This is a genomic window from Aliterella sp. E5.1 (genome assembly GCF_057473825.1).
Map to the genome: position 1 here is coordinate 21,520 of NZ_JBYCCV010000031.1, position 20,448 is coordinate 41,967.

Here is a 20,448-nt window from a genome sequence, read left to right on the forward strand (position 1 = left end):
GAAAATATCGGCAGGGTCAGCAGTTTGTAATTTACGTACCAGCGATCGCCGCAGACAATGAACTCATGATTGCGGTAAGGACAAAAACAAACACAATTCGCCCCAAATCCATTGCCATCGGCAGCATGGTTGCAATATTAGTAATGCGGTAAATGCCCAAAGCGATCCCAGTCCCAGGAATGAACCCCAGGGCTGCCAAAATCAGGGATTCTTGGAACACGACGATGAGCAGATAGCGATCGCGAAACCCCATTGCTTTGAGCGTGGCATATTCGGGCAAATGATCGGTCACATCGCTGTAAAGAATTTGGTAGACAATTACAGCGCCGACAATAAAAGCGATCGCTACTCCCAAGTCAAAGGTATAGCCCACAGGAGTGCTGGCATTCCAAAAGGCAACTTCTGCTTTGGCATAGTCATCTCTAGTCATGACTTTGACATCATTGGGCAAACGCGATCGCATCTCTGTCAAAACTGCTTGGACATTTGCACTAGGTTCTAGTTTGATGACTCCAACATCAATTAATCCACTCTGGCGAAAATTAGCCATGCGTAAAAAGTTGACATCACTCGTCACCAAGTAGGCATTGATGCCAAAGGTAGGGCTAAGTTTGAACAATCCCCGGACTTGAACTTGGCGTTCATTGATTTCAGTTGCGATCGATTCCCCCGCCTGAAACTGTTGGGCGATCGCACCAAATTCTTTACGAGAACTCGAATTAAACAGGACTGTATCTGGTGCGCGCAGTTTCTTACGATTGTCTTCTACGCCAGGAACATTTATTACCCGATGTTCTGGGTTAATACTGATCGCATAAATGTCCCAAATTTCTTTGTTTTCAGGATTGCGCCATTGCATCGCATTGAGATAGATCGGGCTAACAGACGCAACACCTGTTACGCCTGCTGCCTGATACAGTCGGCGCTCGGTAAAACGGTCAAGGGAAATTAGCGATCGCGATCGCCCACTCAACATGACAATTTCACCGTTCAGGCTATGGTGAAACTCCACTGCGCTACTAAACAATGCCCCTCGAAAGCCCATTTGCAAAAACATCAGCACGTCGGCAAAGCTAATGCCTGCGATCGCTACTAGCAACCGCGTCCGTTCTTTTCGTAACTGTAGCCAAGATAGAAACAATGGTTTCTTTTTCTGGGTAATCTTAGTCATTTAATTTCCTCAAGATTTGACATCGATCGCTACTTGCAGACTCAGATTTGTCAAACCCGCAACTCTACGGCTTGATGGCTCATCGAGTAGCACTTTCACTTCCACTACCCGCGCATCAAACTGAGCCGCCGGATCGGTATTTAGAAGATCTTGTTTGCTAATTTCTAGCCCGACTTCAACAATCTTGCCGCATAGCACCTCTGAAAAAGCGTTGTTTTTGCTAGCCACGGTTGCAGTTTGCCCTACTTGAATGCGGCTGACATCCAATTCATAAACTTCTGCTACCGCCACCATTGCCTGAGTTTGCCCTAGGCTAATGATGCCTTGAGTCCCAACCAACTCTCCAGGACGAGTATTGATTTTGAGAACTTGCCCATCTTGAGGCGATCGCACTGTTGCCAAGTCCAACTCTGCCTGTGACCGCTACACTTGCCAGTGCTTGCGCCACTTGACTCCGCACCACATTTACATCTACCGGACGCACCTCGGCAATTTGATGAGGGTGGCTTGCGCTTGCGCTACCTGCTTGGAGCCAGATAACTGAATCCGGCTCAAATTAGCCCGCACCTCGTTTAGCTGTTGCCGCACTGTATCGGCAGTGAGTTGCTTACCATCGCGCAAGGAAGCAGAAACGGCTCCTTCGATATAAAGTGCTTGATAGCGCCGATCTTCGATGTCTGCATTGCGAAGTTCTGCTTGCAGACGGGCGATCGTGGCTTTCTGGGCAGTGGTTTCAGTTTGTAATTCCACCTGTTGGCAATCGACGACTTGCGCCTGCGCCCGAATTTCTCCCGACTTTGCACCTGCTTCTATCTGCTCTAACCGAGCTTGGGCGACTCGATAAAAAAATCTATTCCATCACGGATCAAGGACAGCAAGAACTGCTCGATTGGTTAATAAAACCCTGCGAACCCGCCGCCATTCGGAAAGACTTGGGCGTGATGGGGTTGGCGGGTCATCTCGTTCCATCTCAAGTAGTAGGCCGCGAAATTGAACGGCGGCGGCAATTACACGTTGAAATACTGCAACAAGCCAAGAAATTAGATGAGCATTTTTCCCAGCATCTCGATTCCTTAGACCTAAAAGATGTCTATATGCACTTAGTGATTCGGCGCGGCATTCGGTATCAACAAGAGTGGGTGGCTTGGTGTGATGAAGCAATTGAGGGGATCGCGCAGGCTGTCGAACGTCAGGTAGTTGTAGAAACTGAGTAAAAGATTTGTTAGTCGGTTAATACCGATTCTTTATTAGCCTGAAACTAAAGTTTCAGGCTAATAACTAAAGTTTTCAATTATCTTTAGCTTTTTAATGATGGTGGTGATGTCCGCCCTCATGGTCGTGTTGATGATGGTCGTGGGTATGAGGTAGAGCCATCTGGGGATTAACAGCTACTGCTTGCTCTGCTAGTAATTCGGCAATGTGAGAATTAGCCCAATCAGCCGCCATTTCTAAAAATTCTGAGCGATCGTTTACGCAAGGCATTTGCACGTAGTTTACTTCCGAGTGCTTGCGTTGCAGAGCATGAATGATATGGTCTACATCTAGCAAAGTTTCGTGATTTTCGGTTGCAAAGCCAATGGGCATAAATACGAGTACTTTTGCACCCAAATCAATTAAATTATTAGCAGCAACAAAGGCGTTGGGCTGCGTCCAATCAATTAGGGGTGTGTCGTGATTGAGCCAGCCGACAGAAATTAGCGCATAGCGGTTAATCAATTCATCTCTAACGCGATCGTAGAGTGCTTGGCTTTCAACAATTCCTGAAGTAAAGCCTTTAGCTTTGTGGGGACAGCCGTGATTCATCAGCACGATCCCAATTTGAGAGGGTAAGTAAGCCGCCGCTAACTCACTAGCTATTTTCTCCTCTACCATTTGTGCCATTAGCTTGATGTAGGAACTTTCGTTATAGAAAGAAGGAATATAACGCTGTCCTTTGACCCAGTGTTCGCCATCATCGGCTAATTTGGTTAAAGCTTGGTTGACTTGCTCGACGGCGATGCCGCTAGTAAAAATTGAATCTACTACCAAAAGTGGATAAATTAACAGCTTGTCAAACCCTTGCGCTTTGATTTCTTCAAGCACTTGTTCGGGAAGGAAAGGAGCGCAGAAGTTGAAAGCTTTAAATACTTGAATTTGGTTGCCCCATTTGTCTTGCAGGAACTTTTCAATTCCCGCGCGTTGCGCCTCGAAAATGGCATTGTGAGGGGAGACAAAATGATCGTGCTGGTGATCCCATTCATGGCGATCAAATATGGCTAACAGCTTCGCTAGTGGTGGATAAATCCACGTTGGCACAGGAGCAAATTTAGCTGTGAGCAAATTTAAAGCTTGTTCGTTGTAGTTAGCAAAGTCTTCGTAGCTTTCAACTTCACCATAACCCATGAGCAATACTGCAACTCGGTCTTTACCTGTTGCTTGGGCAGGTGATAGAGATTGATATTTTTCGGGGGTAGCTACCACTATTAAAGATCCTCGGCTAGATAAATTTTAGATTGTTGGGCTAGATAGTAAATCCTTCACTTATTAGGTTAACATCCCCTACTGGGGGATTGTTTAAGTAGTTTTGAGTTTTAAGCAATAGTAAAAAAATATAGACAATTGTTTAAGGTGCAAGCCTTACAGCGTCACGCCCTTCTCGTTTAGCCCTGTACAATGCGGCATCGGCTTCTCGAATTACAGTTTGTCCCGTCATGCCGTGTTCGGGGAAACTAGCTACACCCAACGAAAGTGTAATTTGACCCAAGGGTTTGTGGCGATACTTGAGGTGGAGGTGCTTGATACCTTCTCTAAGTTGCTCTGCGCGCCTGCTAGTTACTTCTAAAGAGCCTTCAGGTAAAATTAGGATAAATTCTTCACCCCCATAACGACAGGCGATATCTGAGCCTCGGACATACTTTTGTAAAAACTGCCCTAGTTCTTTGAGTACGCTGTCTCCAACTTCATGCCCGAAGGTGTCGTTAAATCTCTTAAAGTGGTCAACGTCAAGTATGATAATTCCTAATGGTTGCTGCTTGCGATCGCACCTTTGAATTTCCCGATCTAAAGATTCTTCCATGTAGCGGCGATTAAATAAGCCTGTGAGCGGATCGCGGATGCTTTGATTTTCTAATTTTTCACGCAGTTTAATGTTTGCTAGTGCCAAAGAAATATGCTCGGTGACGGTAATAGCTAGTTGCTGTTTAGCTTCAATTGCCGTTCCCGATTCCAAAGAGCTAAGATATAGCATTCCTAGCGCTTCTCCTTGAGCAATCATTGGTACGCATAGAGAAGCAGCAGGAAGGGGATGTTCGAGGTGGTGACACTGCAAATTGCCATGCCTCGCTCCGGCAAAATGCGATCGCCCCCGCCGCAATGCCCAGCAATCGTTGGGTAAAAAGAAGGAGTGGCTGGTAAGGGGTGGCGCGCCCCAAGTTACTACAGCTTCGACAATATTTTTGGAGGCATTGATTAAAAAGATGCCGCCGGGAACATCAGGAAACATCAGCTTCAAAAATGTAGAAATTGCCGTATAGCTTCTTCAATAGTGCGGCAAGCTTGGAGAACGTCGCTAATTTCGCTGAGTAGCGTAATTTCATGATTGCGCTGCTCTAGTTCCTTGATTGAACGATTTAGGCGATCGTTTGTTTGCTTGAGTTGAGCTTCGGTTTGTTGACGATGGGTAATGTCGCGGAAAATGCTTTGAGTAGCCACGGGCTTGCCATCAACAAATTTACAACTAGCGCTGCCCTCAACTAGAATATTTTTACCATCTTTGGTGACAAATTCTGCTTGCACAACCCCTAAGTTTTCTCCATTCAATACGCGCTGAAACAACTCTTGGCAATGAGCTTGAAAATCAGGAGAGATAATGTCATATAAGGACAAATGAGCCATCTCAACTTCGCTGTAACCGAGAGCTTCTCGCCAAGCTCGATTTACATATAGCAAATGCCCATCGCTGCCAACGCTTTGAATCAAATCGTTGGCGTTTTCAAATAAATCTTGGTAGCGCTCTTGAGTTTCTTGCAAAGTTTTTGCGGCTTCGGCGCGCTCGGTGATGTCGCTACCACTAGCAATTACATACTCAACTGCGCCTGTTTTGTCGCACAATTGCCTATTTGACCAGGCAATTAAACGGCGATCGCCATTGCGGGCAATCCAGTGAGTTTCGTAGTTATCAATGCTGGTTGAGCGTAGGTTTTCTATAGCGTTTTTTACTTCGCTTACTTCCTTGGAAGGTAAAAATAAATCCCATAAATACCTACCTTTGACTTCATCGCTGTAATACCCTGACGTTTGTTCGCAAGCGCGGTTAAAGCGAACAACTTTGCCCTCTCGATCGCAAACTATGACTAAGGAGGCGATCGTGTCTAGCACAGCAAAAGTAAAGTCTCTTTCTTGCTCTAAATCAATTTCTAGTTTTTGACGCTCGTTAATTTCTCGTTCGACAAAGTAATAAACAATTGCTAAAACCAGGAAGTTAAGCAATATCCCAATAGCAAATATAATTGCAAAGTTGTAGGTATTTGCTCGTGCTGAAAGGGTATTTTCTTCTAGTAGTTGATTTTCGGCGGCTCCCATTGCTTGAATTGTGGCATTAACTCGGTCAGAAATATACTTACCTTGCTCAGTGTCTAACTCTTGAGCGGCGGCATTAAATCCTTGTTTGCGACGATCTATAGCATTTTCAACTTCTGTCAATTTCTGATTGATTAGCTGTTCGAGAATTACCAACCGTCCTTGTTGATCGGGGTTATCGGCAACTTGCGATTTCAACTGCGTAACTTTTTGCTTGACCGATGGTTTGACTTTGTAATACGGCTCCAAATATTCTAGCCGAGGGCTATTGATGTAGCGATGCTTGGCGATCGCTGCTGCTTGCATTTGCAAGTTTATATCTTCAAGATTGTTAATTACTTTATAGTGTTCGATCTGCCTTCCTGTACTTTTTACCTTATCTTGGAGGCTGCGATGAGCAATATATCCACCACCAGCTAAAATTACTGAGGTCAATCCTAGTCCCACGGCTACTTTGCGGAAAAATTGTTGGCGCTGTTGATGGCGCTGTTGATGATTGAATTGGTTGGTCTCCAATTTAGACAAGTCGCGGCGTAGCTCAATAAGTTTGACAACTTGACGTGCTAAGGCTTTGAGCGATTCAATTTGTTGAGGATTCAGTTCTCTAGGTACGTAGTCGATCGCGGCAAGACTACCTAAAGCGTAGTTTTGAGATGTAATTAAAGGTACGCCAGCATAAAAGCGAATGTTAGGGTCGGAGGTTACGAGGGGATTGTGGGCAAAGCGATCGTCTAGTGCTGCGTCGGGAACAATAAATATTTCGTCTTGCAAGATTGTATAAGCGCAAAAAGCTTGTTCGCGGGCTGTTTCTGTAGTCTGCAAGCCAATTTTGGACTTAATCCACTGACGGTTGGCATCAATCAGACTAATGATGGCAATCGGAGTACGGCAAATAGATGCAGCTAAGCGAGTAATATCGTCGTAGGCTTTTTCTGCTGGGGTATCAATAATTTGGTATTGACAAAGATTTTGTACCCTTGCGATTTCATTTTCAGGTATTGGCGGTGTAATTTTTTTGTTCATTCATTATTTACCAATTACCCAATGAGAGGCTTTACTTACCTTGCCTAGCTAGAAACATTTCTGTACTCACCGAACCTAAACAACACCCAAGTTTTTGGCAATTTTTGGCTGCCATCTTGCGATTATATCCATCACAGCCAGATTTGCGTAAGATACCTCTTACGCTACGATGCAGCTAACTGCGGGCGCAAAAGTTGCCTTAAGTGAATGGCATCGATATTTCTAATTTTAAGCTTTCATTTTAGTTGTCGTTATGAGCATTATTATTTGCCCTGGGTTTCATTTACCTGAACTTACTCAATGTTTGCTGCAAGAATTGTTATTGGTTGCTGATTCAAGTTTGAATCTATCAGAAAATACGCATATTTTCCCAGCACAAAGTTATACAGCTTTGTCTGCAATACATATTATACAAGACTTGATGGAAACTTACGGTCAACCCGTAGAAGCTGCGCCCGTAGCATTTATTAGTTTTAGTGCCGGGGTAATAGGCGCTATAGGAGCAGCTTGGGGATGGAAATTATTGGGAGGTAGAGTTAAAGCTCTAATTGCTATTGATGGCTGGGGAGTACCCCTAGGGGGGGATTTTCCTATCTATCGGTTGAGTCATGATTACTTTACTTACAAAACTTCACTCGATTTAAGTTACCAAGGGGATAGCTTTTATGCCGATCCGGCTGTGGATCATTTGCAGATGTGGCGATCGCCTGCGACAGTAATGGGATGGGCAGTAAGTCAAGTCAATCCCCAGGTGCGATCGTACACTAATGCTGCTGAGTTTATATTGATGCTATTGAAGCGCGATCGCGAAATTGAGTAGATTGGGGACGATAATTAAATTTTTAAGATTATTTTATGTTTCCTGTAGAAGAACCAACCGCAACGCAAGTTGGGTTTCGCGCTTTGCTCAAAAATCGCTCCTTTATGGCGTTGTGGCTCGGACAATTGCTTGCTCAAATAGCTGATAAAATTCTTTTAACTTTGCTAATTGCGCTATTAGCGGTGTACCCCACAGTTACGGGGACAGAAAACTCTATGCGCTCGGTTTTATTGCTTACTTTTACCTTACCAGCGATTTTATTTGGTTCGGTGGCGGGAATTTTTGTAGACAGGTTGGGTAAAAAGTCAATTCTCGTAGTTTCAAATGTGATTCGCGCGCTTTTGATATTTACAATTCCTTTTTTACCAAGGGAATTTATAATCTTATTATTGATAACATTTGTTATTTCAACAGTTACTCAGTTTTTTGCCCCTGCAGAACAAGCTGCAATCCCGTTATTGATCCACCGCGAGAACTTGTTAGCAGCTAATGCTTTATTTACTACAACCACGATGGGGGGCTTTATTGTTGGCTTTGCGATCGGGGCACCGCTTTTAAGTCTTAGTCAAGCTTGGGGAGGAAATTATGGACAAGAGCTATTAGTTGGTGGTTTATATCTTTTGGCAGCAGCGACGTTGCAAGCCGTTTCTATGAAAGAAACTGTAGGTGATACTCGCAGCATGACGGTGAATCCCTGGCAAGAAATCAAAGCAGGCTTTTGGTATCTGAGGCAAAACCGCCTGGTTTGGGATGCGATGTTGCAACTGACAACTTTGTACTGTATAATTGCCGCCCTAACGGTGCTGACTTTCAGCTTGGCTCCACAAATTGGCTTGCAGTCAGAGAAACAATACGGGTTTATAGTGGCGGCGGCGGGGATAGGAATAATATTAGGCGCGGGAGTTTTAGGACATTGGGGCGATGTCTTTCGTCATAAGCCACTGCCTTTGTTTGGTTTTTTGATTATGGCGTTTGCTTTAGCTGTTTTTAGCTTTGTCAGCAATTTATGGCTGGGTTTGGGGATGAGTGCTTTATTGGGAGTAGGTGGTGCGATGGTTGGCGTACCAATGCAAACTTTAGTTCAAAGAGAAACTCCTTCTGATATGCACGGTAAGGTGTTTGGATTTCAAAATAATTTGGTAAATATCGCTTTGAGTGCGCCCTTAGCAATTACAGGTCCCATTACCGATGCTGTTAGTAACGCTGTAGGCTCCGAAGCCCTTGGATTACGGATAGTGCTAGTGGGGATGAGTGCGATCGTCGTTACTGTGGGTATATGGGCTTGGAATAATACTCGCCGCGTTCTGCGAAATGTAATATAACCGTGACAAATTTCGTTACGAAAGTCAGGTTTTCTATTAAAATGAATCTTTGAATACAAAAATTCTTTACTCCTAAATTAGCTATCGGGTGAGGTTTACCTAGTGCGTTCACAAAATATCCCAGAAGGGGAACTGCGTTTTAAAAGTAATTCTATAATTCCAGAAATTATTAGTACAGAAGTACCTGAAGCGGCTCTAGTCAGTGGTGTTAAGCGCGCTACAGGGGGCTTTGCTTTGATAGATGCGCTCAAACGTCACGGCGTTGAGCATATTTTTGGCTATCCTGGCGGGGCAATTTTGCCACTTTATGACGAGCTTTATAAGGCTGAAGCGTTGGGCGGTATTCAGCACATTTTAGTTAGACACGAACAAGGCGCGGCTCATGCGGCAGACGGTTATGCTCGTGCTACTGGCAAGGTGGGAGTGTGCTTTGCTACATCAGGACCTGGAGCCACTAACTTAGTTACAGGCATTGCTACGGCGCAGATGGACTCGATCCCGATGGTAATTGTTACGGGACAAGTAACTCGTGCGGCAATTGGTACGGATGCTTTTCAAGAAACGGATATCTACGGTATTACTCTGCCGATTGTCAAGCACTCCTATGTAGTGCGCGATGTTAAGGATATGGCGCGGATTGTAGCAGAAGCCTTCTATGTTGCTAGTACCGGGCGACCGGGACCAGTTTTAATTGACGTACCTAAAGATGTTGGTTTAGAAGAATTTGACTACTTGCCTGTAGAACCAGGTAGGGTAAAATTGCCGGGGTATCGTCCGACGGTTAAAGGCAATCCCCGCCAAATTAATGCTGCTTGGCAATTGATGCAGCAAGCCCGTCGTCCCCTATTGTATGTGGGTGGGGGGGCGATCGCTGCCAGCGCTCATCCCGAAATTAAGCAGCTTGCAGAGTTATTTAATATTCCCGTTACAACTACGTTGATGGGTAAAGGTGCTTTTGATGAAAATCATCCTTTAGCATTGGGAATGCTAGGAATGCACGGCACGGCTTACGCTAACTTTTCAGTCAGCGAGTGTGATTTATTGATTTGTGTGGGAGCAAGGTTTGACGATCGCGTTACGGGGAAATTGGACGAATTTGCTTCCCGCGCTAAGGTGATTCACATCGATATCGATCCGGCAGAAGTTGGCAAAAACCGCATCCCAGAAGTGCCAATTGTCGGGGATGTCAAGCAAGTCCTAATCGATCTATTAGCACTATGCCAAACAAAAGGCGATCGCGTTAGCACCCCAAATCAAACCCAAGAATGGCTACATCGGATTAATGCTTGGCGACAAGATTATCCTTTAGTTGTGCCTCACCATGCAGACAGTATTGCGCCTCAAGAGGTAATTGTAGAACTGGCGACTCAAGCGCCGGATGCTTACTACACAACGGATGTGGGACAACATCAAATGTGGTCGGCACAGTTTCTCAAAAATGGTCCCCGGCGGTGGATCTCAAGCGCTGGGTTGGGGACTATGGGTTACGGTTTACCCGCCGCAATGGGTGCGAAAGTAGCATTACCCCAAGAAGAAGTCATTTGTATTAGTGGCGATGCCAGTTTTCAAATGAATTTACAAGAATTGGGAACATTAGCACATTACGGTATAAATGTCAAGATTGTAATTGTAAATAATGGCTGGCAAGGGATGGTACGTCAGTGGCAGCAGGCGTTTTATGGGGAACGTTATTCGTCTTCCAATATGGAGCCAGCGATGCCAGACTTTGTAATGCTTGCCCAGGCGTACGGGATTAAAGGTATTAAGATTCAGCACCGGGAAGAATTGAGCGATGCGATCGCCCAAATGTTGGCTCACAATGGTCCGGTGCTAGTAGATGCTCACGTTACTAGAGATGAAAATTGCTACCCAATGGTTGCGCCTGGTAAGAGCAACGCCCAGATGATTGGTTTACCAGAAATTGCCAAACTACAACAAGTAGAGCCAGTCTACTGTAGTAGCTGTGGGGCTAAAAACCTAAGTAACAATTTTTGCCCTGAGTGCGGTACTAAATTGTAAGACGGCGCTACGAATTTAATCCAAAATCGGTGACGTAAATATTTGCGTCACCGATTTTTTTAGTCAAAAAACTGCTCTAATTAGCAATTGGCACAGTTTTTCCCAAAATATTCTTAATTTTCATGCTCGCTACTATTAAAAAAATTGGATTAATCTTACTATTGCTCCCTGCCCAGTTGAATATTGAGCAAGCCGCAGCCCAAACTAGCGCCACACCCCCAAAGGTAGAAGTAAATCGGGCTATTTGTCCCGCCCAATTGAGTAATGCGATCGAAACAGTTACCAATCGCCCGCAATTTAGCCGGGGGCGCTGGGGAATAATCGTTCAAAAGTTGAGTAATGCCCAAAATCTATACAGTCGCGACGCAGACAAATACTTCATTCCTGCTTCAAATGTCAAGCTGCTGACAACGGCTGCGGCTTTACGCCAACTAGGAGCAAATTTTCGGTTTCGTACTTCTATTTACGGTACAGATAACGGTCTATTGCGCCTTGTGGGGCGAGGCGATCCTAGTTTGACTAATGTTCAGCTTACAAGCCTAGCAAGGCAGTTAAAAATTACAGGAGTTCGCCAATTAATATATTTAGGAGTCGATCGCGATCGCTTTGCTGATGATATTGTTAATCCAGACTGGGAATGGGGAGACATTCAGGCAGATTACGGCGCACCTGTTGGCAGCTTAATTGTCAATCAAAATGCCGTGAAGTTGCAGTTATTACCGCAACAAGTAGGTCAACCATTGCGCCTTGAGTGGCAAGATCCAATTGCCGCAAGGCAGTGGCAAAAAGTTGATAATCAATCGCTCACCGCCAAGCCAGGACAACCAGCAGAAATCGCGGTAAATCGGGATTTAAGAGGTATTTTGAACATTCGCGGACAATTGAGTGCTAATTCTCCCCTTGAATCAATATCTTTAGCTGTGGTCGATCCAGCAGAAAACTTTGTGCAGCACTTACGCCGGGCATTATTAGTCGCGGGAATTCAGGACAATAGTAATCGAGTTAGACTAAATATAGTTGAAGTTCAAAAGCAACTCGCTAATGCGCCGGAACTTGCAGCCATAGATTCGCCGCCACTATCGCAGTTATTGGTAGAAACAAATCAAAATAGCAATAACTTGTACGCCGAGGCGTTGTTACGCAAGTTAGGAAACAAAGTAAATTCCTTTGATAGCAACTCTCAAAAAGGAATAATTGCCGTTAAACAAGCTTTGACAATACTTGGGGTAAATCCAAAGGGCTATGTTTTAGCTGATGGTTCCGGGCTATCGCGGCATAATTTGGTTAGTCCTGAAGCGATCGCCCAAACTTTGAGGGCAATGGCATCGCCACAGTATGCAGCTATTTACAGCGCTTCTCTGCCTGTAGCGGGGGTTAGTGGTACGTTATCTAATCGCTTGAAAAATACCCCAGCCCAAGGAGTTGTCAGCGCCAAAACAGGCACAGTAAGCGGAGTGGTAGCTTTGTCAGGATATATTAATGCGCCGAACTACGATCCGCTTGTTTTTAGTGTTATTGTGAATCAATTAGACCAGAGCGGGGCAACCATTCGCCAAGCTGTAGATGAAATTGTTCTATTGCTTGTAGCTTTGCGTCGTTGTTAGGTTGGCGCTAACAAGGATGGTAAATTCATTGGAAGTTAACACCGTAGAAGCCTCAGACGCAGCTTGCTATTTTCCCCTCGATCGAGGACGGTATGAGGTTAAACCTGGGTTGATGCCTTTTGGCACAGATTTGGGTAATTCTCAAGCTGACGCGCAAGTATTTCAAATAGATAGCAACTTTACGCAGTATCGTCAGGCTAAACTTTTGGCTCGTGCAGAAAACTTGAGCAAATATTACCAAACTTGCAATTATGCTCCCACAGTAGCAGGTGCGATCGCGCGTTTGATTGTCGAACGTCTTAGCAAAGAACACCCCCAATACTTTTATACTGAAAAAGCTGCTAATAACTTGTTGGCGTTTCATAGTCGTCTTACTGGAGACACTATATATTTGGATGCAGATTGGCAGTTGCAGCAAGCTCAAAGCCAAGTTATGCCACCGTTAAGCTCTACTCTTGATGCGATCTCCTTACAGGTGCAAGAAGACTTAGCAGTTGTCTGTCGTGCTAGTGACGGTACAAACTGGCTAAGTGCTACTCATTTGTGCTATCCCAACCACTGGTCAGCAGAGGATAAAATTGGTAAGGATTTTGCTACAGTCCACGCCCCGGTAGCAGGGATGGAAAAGATTAATTCTAGATCGGAGGCGATCGTCGAGCGGATGATTCTCCAAAAACCAATGGTGCGTTTTGCTTGGGGTTTGAGTACTGACACTCGCCTCAATCATCATCCAAAATCGCCTCAAGATCCGATGATAATTGACCAGTGGCAAGGTAGAAGCTTTGATTTAGAACATCCCCGGCTATACCTAAGAATTGAACGCCAAGTAATTTGGGGATTACCGGAATACGAGAGCGCATTATTTACTATTCGTACCTACTTTCGAGATTGTAGAGTTATTAAAAAAGATCCGGTATTGCGCTTTAAACTGCATTCAGCAGTTCAATCTATGCACCCAAAATCGTTGGTTTATAAGGGATTGGTGGAGAGCCGAAATAGGATCTTGGCATGGTTAGAAGCTGTTTAAATGCTAGATTAGAAAAAACTGCCGATTTTAGGGTGCGATTATTTAAGCTATGAGCCGTTTATGGCAAATTATGCAAACGTTGCTGGGGTTAATTCTTCGTCACCCAGTAACTGGCACGAGTATTATTCCGATTTTACCTGATGGTCGGATTGTGTTAATTCAAAGGCGCGACAATAATTTGTGGGCGCTTCCGGGAGGCATAGTCGATTGGGGTGAAGATGTCCCAACAGCAGTAGCGCGCGAGTTAGCAGAAGAAACGGGATTAGAAATTGTCAAAATTCGCCGCTTAGTGGGAGTGTATTCCGCCCCCGATCGCGATCCGAGAATGCACTCCATTTGTATTGTAGTTGAAGCGGAAGTTGCGGGAGTAATGGCAATCAAAGACAAGCTAGAAGTGCTAAATATTCAAGCTTTTGCGCTAAACTCGTTGCCAAAGGGTAAACTAGCTCACGATCACGAACGACAGTTGCAAGATTATTTTGATAATTTGACAACTTTAGCTTAAATTTTGCTGTTTTCGGTAAGCTTGCATCCCCCAAAAAATCAAATTGCGATCGCAAGTTACTTGCTTGGCGACTTTGGGAAATTGAGAATTGAGATAGCTAAACAAAATAGTGCGATCGCCTCCGGTCAATATTACTTGGCTATCTGGATATATCTGCAACCAAGCGTCTATAAAGTTTTGCATTCCAGCAGTTAAGGAATAGATGATGCCACTTTGGATTGCTGTGGTAGTATTTGTAGCAAAGCGTGGGGGCAATTGTTGGGGTAATTCGACGCTGGATAAATTGGCTGTTTTTTGACCTAAAGAATGAAATTGCAAGCTTAATCCGGGTAAAATTGCCCCGCCAACTAAAGCAAAATTGGCATCGCTGCCAGTAAAAGTAAGTGCTGTACCTGCATCAATGACTAATACTGGCATTCCCCAAACTTCTTTTGCACCCCACAAAGCTAAAGCGCGATCGCTCCCCAAGGTAGGATAGCTATTTTTTAGCGGTACGCTATCTAAAGTAATTACTTCTACATTAGGATAAGTCTGCCAAAGTTCCGTTTGGCTTGGAACTACAGAAACAACATACAAAGGTATAGGATGAGTAAAATCTTCTGTAAGAATTTGTTTTGGCAAGATTGGGGCTAAGTCTTGCCAATTTCCAGAGGCTAAACTCTGAATAAAAGTAGCCGCCAAATATTCTGTATCCCAAGTACAACAAAGTTCTTCGCCTTTAAACCAAGCCCAGTGCAGCCGAGAATTGCCGATCGCCAAAGCCAGCCAAACAGATTTATTAACCATACAAAGTAGAGCAGAGGCGTTGTGTCTGCTCTAAAACCTGAATTTAATTTAACAAAGTAACAACTTGATTTATGCGGGGTTTACCAAAACGTTCCCAAGCACTACCGCCACGCAAAAATAATTCCATCCATCGCTGAGGCTGACCGTTTTTATCCCAACCTGAACTACCCGGAGAAAATGCCAACGTTCCTTCAGGTACTTTAAAACTACCATCAGAATACACCGCGTCGCTAACCACATCTCCAACTCTAATGACTACTTTAGATTCAGGTTTTATATCCAGACTATTACCAAGGATAGTTGTTTTGATATTACCGTAGCCATCAATCCAAGCAACGCGATCGCTCGGCACATCAGGTATTTGACTGGGATTCAATTCATCGCCCAATAAGCTAAAATCTTCTTGGGCGATCGCTATAGCTGCGGTGGGAAAAACATCGCGAGAGCGAAATTGCGAACCACCACGAGACACTTTGACGATCTGGATAACCTCTGCGTATTCCTTGATAAATGACAGAGTATACCCTGCAAGGACTCCTACTACTTTGACTCCATTGGGTAGTAGTGCATAGGTGAGTCCTTCGCCTTCATTGTCTATTCTGGGTTCGGAGTCATCTTGACGGGGAGCGCAGTTGTGGTAAATCAAGCGTTTTTCTGCTCCCGGATTAAGTCCTAGTTGAGCAATCCAAAAGCCTGTAGCTAATGTACTAAATGGCGGTACGGAGAGACAATGAATTTGAGCATTAGGTAAACCCATAGAAAGACGTTGCGTTACTTCCGCAAACGCTGGATCGCCGTTGCCGTAGTCTGCAATCAAATTAACAAGCATAGAATTACGTTTAACTATTGCACTTCAAATTAACTATGCCAGATACACATTAACTTAGGAGTAACCTAAGTTAAATTTATCCAATGACAAATAATTTAATATTTTCTAGGTTTAATTAACGCTTTTTATAAAGCCAAGATTAGCTACACAAAAACCAATATATATACATCAGTACATTTAATACATATTTGGTAAACTATTTGACGATATGGTTGGTGTCGAGGAAAATGGATTAGCGGTCATCTACACTCAGTTATATAAAAAGAATGAAGACTAAGGTCGAGCAACTAGCTGCTGAAAATGCTACCAAAGCTGAAATTGTTAGAGATATCCAACAATTAGTACCTCCAGGCTCTCCGGAGCCTCATTGTCCTAAAGTTCTAAAAGATTTGCAGACATTGACCGCAGATTTAATTCAATCTTATATCGCTGCCGGAAGATTGACAGAAGATCCTTTTGGAGATGCTTGGAAACGTCAAATTCACTTATATACAGCAGAAATTAGTAGCTTAATTTACAACAAAGTAGTGCTTGTAACTGGTGGAGAGGGCTGTGTTGGCAATCAACTTATAAAAAAACTCGCCCAGTTGGGAGTAAAACGGATAATCTCTGTTGATAAAAGCCGTAATACCGATGGTTCCAATATTAAGTTTACGAGCGAGCAAATACCTCATGTTTTATACGCGGCTGACGTTCGAGACTACGATGTTCTCAAATCTATATTTGATGCAGAAAAGCCAAGTATCGTATTTCATTTAGCGGCTCAACGTTTACCTTGGCTGGCTGAAATTGAGATTCGCGAAACCGTCACTACTAGCATTTCTGGCATTCAAAATATTATCCGTTTATGCAAAATTTATGAGGTACAGCAGTGTGTTTTCTCCTCAACGGGTAAAGCTTCTAGATACTTGACTTCTGAAGTGTATGCAGCAACGAAAAAACTAGCTGAGTGGCAATTTGCCGAGGCGGCGCTCCAAGGTGATACTACTTATTCTATGGTGCGCTTTACTCATATGCTAGACAACAGTTCGGTGTGCCAACAAATAGACGATAAAATTAGGCAAAGTAAGATCGTTAATTTGCACGCCCCTGAACGCTACATTGTCGGTCAAAATGTTGGTGAAGCTGTTCACTTATTACTTAATGCCTTGGTTTTATCTCAGCCTGGTAAGCTAAAGCTTTTAACAGTCCATAATCTTGGTTGGCCGACAGAAACCTTAGAAATTGCCCTGTATAAGATTATTCAATCTGGACAGAAACTACCAATATATTTTCAAGGTTTGATACCTGGTTACGAAGAACCTTTCTTTTTAGGTCAATTCGATTGGTATAAGCCTACAGAAATTCACTTACTAATCAATGCTCTAGAAGAAAAGTTTACAAAGATCGATATTTCTAGAGATATATTAATTAGCGAAATTGCTCCTTTTAATTTTAGTATCCTCGATCGGCACTTATTATATTTTCAAGAATTATTAGCCAACCAAGATTTAGCAGAAGTTGAAATCAAGGGTTATTTGGCAGTAGTTGTAAAAGATATAGTTAGTTCTAGCTTTGCGTGGAGTTCTGCGCCACAATTACTAAGTATTTTGCGATGGGGCGTTGACAAAAAAAGATTGCAAGCAGAAGGTACTTCTATAATTGCCCATAAAAATATTGTTGAATTAATCGTTCAAGAGTTACACGGCAAGATAGATACCGAAACTTTGTCAGAAGTTAAGATAAATCCCGAACTTTTTGATTCTACGATCGAGATATTATCAAGTTTGCCGACAATACAGCAGGCAGTAAGCTATTTCAAAACTATATCTAAAAACTATAAAAATTCAACGATTAGCGTTTTAGCTGTGTAGGTTGGCATCTTTTGATAGCAATTGATTTTTGATGTGCAAAGTATTCACCCAGTCTTGGATAAGTAGGAGCAAGTATATAGTAATTTTGTTTCGTTTTTTGGTAATGTGATCGCGTTTGCAAGATAACCAATTAATAGAGGGGATTAAAGCCCCTCTACTAAATTAAGCTGCTTGCTTATGAGCAATTAGATACTTACTCATAAAGTGTACTTGGGTTGTAATCTTCTCAAAACCTGCCTTTTCTAACCGCTCTACCAAGTCATCAGTGATGTAATGCTTGTAGTAGGGTTCGTGGAAGGTTTCATGGAAACTATCCATAATCGGGAGCATTTCTGGAGAGTCGAACATTTGAATTGAGTCACAAATTACAAAAACTCCTCCTGGCTGCGTAACTCTAAAACATTCCTCAATTACCTGCTGACGCGCAGCACTTGGCAATTCGTGGAATGTAAATACACAAGTCACCGCATGGAAGTAATTATCTAAATAAGGCAATTCCTCTGCATTAGCTTGGAGAAGCTGCGGCAATTCTCCAGGAATTTGCGATAGCAATTGATTAGCTTTACGCAAATAAGCTGGTGATAAATCTGTCCCAAATAGAGCCGCTTGAGGGAAAGCATTACGCAGCAATTTCAATGTTCTCCCCGTACCGCAAGCAACATCCAAAATCCGGGGTTTTGAGTTAGCGCCTAAATTATCTTTTAAAGGTGCTAATATTCTCCGTCGCATGGGGTCAGCCGAACCACCAAATAATAGCTCAACTTGCAAGTCATACAAATTAGCTGATGAATCGCTTAAGTAACCATTGGTTTGATGGTGGAAATTTTGCAAATAGTAGCTGGGATAATCATCTTTGGCTACTTCTACAGAAAAATCTTGATAATTCTTCTGGTTGAGTCGCTGCCAAATTTGTGGCATATCTAGCCAAACTTCAGGATAATAGCGGAAAAAATCAGCCCAAGGATTATCAAATAGCAAGCTATGAGCGTATATTCCACGTTCGGCATCTTGCCAGTCTGCTTCTAGCAATTGATTTAATCTTGCTTGGAGCTTTAGCAACAATGCTGGAGTCAGGGGCGACGGTTTTGGTTTTAACTGCGGAGATACTAAGCCCAGTACTTGCGAACTCAAGTATTTATGAGCTAAACCGAAGTAGTTTTTACCATTCTGAAAAGTCTGATAAGTCAGCTTGGTTACGGTGTCAGGCATGGGAATAGCTGCTGTCAATTGTGTATATTAATAATAACGTAAATAATTGTAACGAAAGAATCATCTGCCTAGGAGAAGAAACAAATCCAAATTTTGGCTAAAAATTAAAAGAATTATCAAACGTTGGAATTGGTTTGCAATTGATTAAATTTAGCTCGAATTGTCTCAATTCGTTTACGGTTTACACCCAAATCTGACTCGCCCAAACGCGAAGCTGAACGGACATGAATTACCTTGGCATCCCGATCTACTAAAAATTCTACATCGTCAACAAATCCGACTACAGGAATAGTAAATTCTGCATAGATATAATTATCTGTTTCTCGATCTATTGTCGATTGTTTGAATGATTGGACAACAGTTTTAAGGGTTTTAAAAGCATCTTCAGCAGAAGAATTGTAGGTTAAAGGATTAATCCTATGCTCGGTCTCCAAACTTTGGCTGTTAACGCAGTTAAGCGTAGCAGGACAAGCTGATAATTGTCCCGTAGCAATACTGAGATTGTTAGGTTTATTACCTGCTAATAATTTGGTTTGACCAGAAAACAATATAGTTCCTCCTAGTAAAAAAACTATAGTTAAAACTATAGGCAAATAGCGAGAAATAATTGTGTTAATTAGATTATTTGATTCCATAATTGCATTGTCCTTAAATAAATGTTTTTACTCTACATACTCGCTATTTACGCTTAGCTCTAGAGTATCCTCGTCAACTTGAATATACAACACATTTGGACGACAACAAACTTGGCAGTCTTCAATATATGACTGATAATTACCAGCACTTAAATCGATAAAGGCTACGCTTGGTTCGCCACAATAAGCACAAAAATACTCTGTTGAATTTTGCAAGGTTACTATTCGCCTAAAAATTTGTTAATTGCCGCTTTTATTGCTTGTTTTTGTTCAGCGTCGTAGTTCCAGCGTTCTAAAAAAGCTTGATAGCTACCGGAGTCAGCGTTAATACTTGCTACTAGCTGCTGGGATTTTTCATACACTAAGTCTAAGTTTAGTAATTTTATCAATCGTACTGTCCTTTCTTGGACTCGTTGGGAAGATTTTGCCATTTCCTCATCTTGGCGGCGGTGGTGGTATAACTCTTGCGCCGTAGACATGGCTAAATTTTTTATTAGAAGTTCGGATACTATCTCACTGTGCGATCGCAATCCTTCAATAATTTCTTGGGTTGGGCTATCGGCTAAATCCGATGTGAGGTAAGTAACAAAAAAACCTCTAGCACCGTCTTCCGTTTGCACTAAGGTAGCTATTTCTGAAGCGGATATTTCGTTTTGCGTTAGCAATTCTTGAGTAAATGCGATCGCACTGGCGAAAGTTATTAGTTCGGGAATTGTTGCCATAATACTAATTTTTGAATAAATACATAAAAAGCGCTCTCCAAGTGGAGAGCGCTTTCTATTTTAGATCGGCAAGGTCAGTTAATTCTTAACCGTTGATTGCTGGAGCAGTTAGAGCAACAGGAGTAGCTTCACCCGCAGCTAGGTCTAGAGGGAAGTTGTGAGCATTGCGCTCGTGCATTACTTCCATGCCTAGGTTAGCGCGGTTGAGTACGTCTGCCCAGGTACCGATTACTTGTCCTTGGGAGTCAATTACTGACTGGTTGAAGTTGAATCCGTTCAAGTTGAATGCCATGGTGCTGATGCCCAAGGATGTGAACCAGATGCCGATTACTGGCCATGCTGCTAGGAAGAAGTGCAGGCTGCGGC

The 20,448-nt window shown here is 43.1% G+C and carries 20 protein-coding genes and 1 pseudogene; 8 read left to right on the forward strand and 13 right to left on the reverse strand.

Annotated features, from left to right (window positions below; translation table 11 throughout):
• Positions 1-31: 31 nt before the first annotated feature.
• The 3 genes from devC to AC2VE5_RS12530 all read right to left on the reverse strand — a co-directional run bounded on the left by devC (position 32) and on the right by AC2VE5_RS12530 (position 1,921).
• On the reverse strand, positions 32-1,171 hold the full coding sequence (gene devC, locus AC2VE5_RS12520; protein WP_486888074.1) for an ABC transporter permease DevC: 1,140 nt from the start codon (positions 1,169-1,171) through the stop codon (positions 32-34).
• Positions 1,172-1,180: 9 nt separating this feature from the next.
• Entirely contained in the window at positions 1,181-1,579 is a 399-nt protein-coding gene (locus AC2VE5_RS12525) for a hypothetical protein (RefSeq protein ID WP_486888075.1), read from the reverse strand.
• Between the two features lie 63 nt (positions 1,580-1,642).
• Positions 1,643-1,921 carry a hypothetical protein gene (locus tag AC2VE5_RS12530; protein ID WP_486888076.1) on the reverse strand — a complete coding sequence of 93 codons (279 nt, stop codon included), beginning with the start codon at positions 1,919-1,921 and terminating at the stop codon, positions 1,643-1,645.
• Positions 1,922-1,968: 47 nt separating this feature from the next.
• Here AC2VE5_RS12530 and AC2VE5_RS12535 point away from each other — a divergent pair, with 47 nt between their 5' ends.
• Positions 1,969-2,385, forward strand: a complete 417-nt coding sequence (locus AC2VE5_RS12535) for a virulence activator alpha C-terminal domain-containing protein (RefSeq protein ID WP_486888077.1) — start codon at positions 1,969-1,971, stop codon at positions 2,383-2,385.
• A gap of 91 nt (positions 2,386-2,476) precedes the next feature.
• On the opposite strand, the gene AC2VE5_RS12540 is transcribed toward AC2VE5_RS12535, so the two are convergent.
• The 3 genes from AC2VE5_RS12540 to AC2VE5_RS12550 form a co-directional block, all read right to left on the reverse strand.
• Positions 2,477-3,631 carry a ferrochelatase gene (locus AC2VE5_RS12540; protein ID WP_486888079.1) on the reverse strand — a complete coding sequence of 385 codons (1,155 nt, stop codon included), beginning with the start codon at positions 3,629-3,631 and terminating at the stop codon, positions 2,477-2,479.
• A 142-nt stretch (positions 3,632-3,773) separates the two neighbouring features.
• Positions 3,774-4,652 (reverse strand): GGDEF domain-containing protein, encoded by an 879-nt coding sequence (locus AC2VE5_RS12545; protein WP_486888081.1) that lies wholly within the window; start codon positions 4,650-4,652, stop codon positions 3,774-3,776.
• Positions 4,653-4,657: 5 nt separating this feature from the next.
• On the reverse strand, positions 4,658-6,751 hold the full coding sequence (locus AC2VE5_RS12550) for a PAS domain S-box protein (protein ID WP_486888082.1): 2,094 nt from the start codon (positions 6,749-6,751) through the stop codon (positions 4,658-4,660).
• A gap of 253 nt (positions 6,752-7,004) precedes the next feature.
• On the opposite strand from AC2VE5_RS12550, the gene AC2VE5_RS12555 reads away from it, so the two are divergent.
• The 6 genes from AC2VE5_RS12555 (at position 7,005) to AC2VE5_RS12580 (ending at position 14,048) form a co-directional block, all read left to right on the forward strand.
• Positions 7,005-7,571: a hypothetical protein gene (locus AC2VE5_RS12555; protein WP_486888083.1), complete on the forward strand. Its 567-nt coding sequence runs from the start codon at positions 7,005-7,007 to the stop codon at positions 7,569-7,571.
• Between the two features lie 35 nt (positions 7,572-7,606).
• Positions 7,607-8,893, forward strand: coding sequence for an MFS transporter (locus AC2VE5_RS12560; RefSeq protein ID WP_486888084.1), 1,287 nt, complete (start codon positions 7,607-7,609; stop codon positions 8,891-8,893).
• Positions 8,894-9,046: 153 nt separating this feature from the next.
• Positions 9,047-10,912 (forward strand): biosynthetic-type acetolactate synthase large subunit, encoded by a 1,866-nt coding sequence (ilvB, locus tag AC2VE5_RS12565; RefSeq protein WP_486888096.1) that lies wholly within the window; start codon positions 9,047-9,049, stop codon positions 10,910-10,912.
• Positions 10,913-11,034: 122 nt separating this feature from the next.
• Positions 11,035-12,516 carry a D-alanyl-D-alanine carboxypeptidase/D-alanyl-D-alanine endopeptidase gene (gene dacB / locus AC2VE5_RS12570; RefSeq protein WP_486888085.1) on the forward strand — a complete coding sequence of 494 codons (1,482 nt, stop codon included), beginning with the start codon at positions 11,035-11,037 and terminating at the stop codon, positions 12,514-12,516.
• A 16-nt stretch (positions 12,517-12,532) separates the two neighbouring features.
• Positions 12,533-13,543 carry a heme-dependent oxidative N-demethylase family protein gene (locus AC2VE5_RS12575; RefSeq protein WP_486888086.1) on the forward strand — a complete coding sequence of 337 codons (1,011 nt, stop codon included), beginning with the start codon at positions 12,533-12,535 and terminating at the stop codon, positions 13,541-13,543.
• Positions 13,544-13,592: 49 nt separating this feature from the next.
• Positions 13,593-14,048, forward strand: coding sequence for an NUDIX domain-containing protein (locus AC2VE5_RS12580; protein ID WP_486888087.1), 456 nt, complete (start codon positions 13,593-13,595; stop codon positions 14,046-14,048).
• Here AC2VE5_RS12580 and AC2VE5_RS12585 read toward each other — a convergent pair.
• Both AC2VE5_RS12585 and AC2VE5_RS12590 read right to left on the reverse strand, forming a co-directional pair.
• Complete coding sequence (locus AC2VE5_RS12585) at positions 14,040-14,834, reverse strand: pantothenate kinase (RefSeq protein WP_486888088.1); 795 nt, start codon at positions 14,832-14,834, stop codon at positions 14,040-14,042. The two genes, AC2VE5_RS12580 and AC2VE5_RS12585, sit on opposite strands and share 9 nt — an antisense overlap.
• Before the next feature lie 43 nt (positions 14,835-14,877).
• Positions 14,878-15,663, reverse strand: coding sequence for an SAM hydrolase/SAM-dependent halogenase family protein (locus tag AC2VE5_RS12590; RefSeq protein WP_486888089.1), 786 nt, complete (start codon positions 15,661-15,663; stop codon positions 14,878-14,880).
• A gap of 266 nt (positions 15,664-15,929) precedes the next feature.
• On the opposite strand from AC2VE5_RS12590, the gene AC2VE5_RS12595 reads away from it, so the two are divergent.
• Complete coding sequence (locus AC2VE5_RS12595; RefSeq protein WP_486888090.1) at positions 15,930-17,516, forward strand: polysaccharide biosynthesis protein; 1,587 nt, start codon at positions 15,930-15,932, stop codon at positions 17,514-17,516.
• Between the two features lie 162 nt (positions 17,517-17,678).
• On the opposite strand, the gene AC2VE5_RS12600 is transcribed toward AC2VE5_RS12595, so the two are convergent.
• From AC2VE5_RS12600 to AC2VE5_RS12620, 5 genes and pseudogenes are all read right to left on the reverse strand, one after another.
• Positions 17,679-18,725 carry a class I SAM-dependent methyltransferase gene (locus AC2VE5_RS12600; protein ID WP_486888091.1) on the reverse strand — a complete coding sequence of 349 codons (1,047 nt, stop codon included), beginning with the start codon at positions 18,723-18,725 and terminating at the stop codon, positions 17,679-17,681.
• 116 nt (positions 18,726-18,841) lie between these two features.
• On the reverse strand, positions 18,842-19,360 hold the full coding sequence (locus tag AC2VE5_RS12605) for a DUF1499 domain-containing protein (protein ID WP_486888092.1): 519 nt from the start codon (positions 19,358-19,360) through the stop codon (positions 18,842-18,844).
• 27 nt (positions 19,361-19,387) lie between these two features.
• Positions 19,388-19,576, reverse strand: a complete 189-nt coding sequence (locus tag AC2VE5_RS12610; RefSeq protein ID WP_486888093.1) for a CPXCG motif-containing cysteine-rich protein — start codon at positions 19,574-19,576, stop codon at positions 19,388-19,390.
• A 5-nt stretch (positions 19,577-19,581) separates the two neighbouring features.
• On the reverse strand, positions 19,582-20,082 hold the full coding sequence (locus AC2VE5_RS12615) for a hypothetical protein (protein ID WP_486888094.1): 501 nt from the start codon (positions 20,080-20,082) through the stop codon (positions 19,582-19,584).
• 85 nt (positions 20,083-20,167) lie between these two features.
• Positions 20,168-20,448 (reverse strand): annotated as a pseudogene (locus tag AC2VE5_RS12620) (photosystem II q(b) protein); the annotation flags it as partial.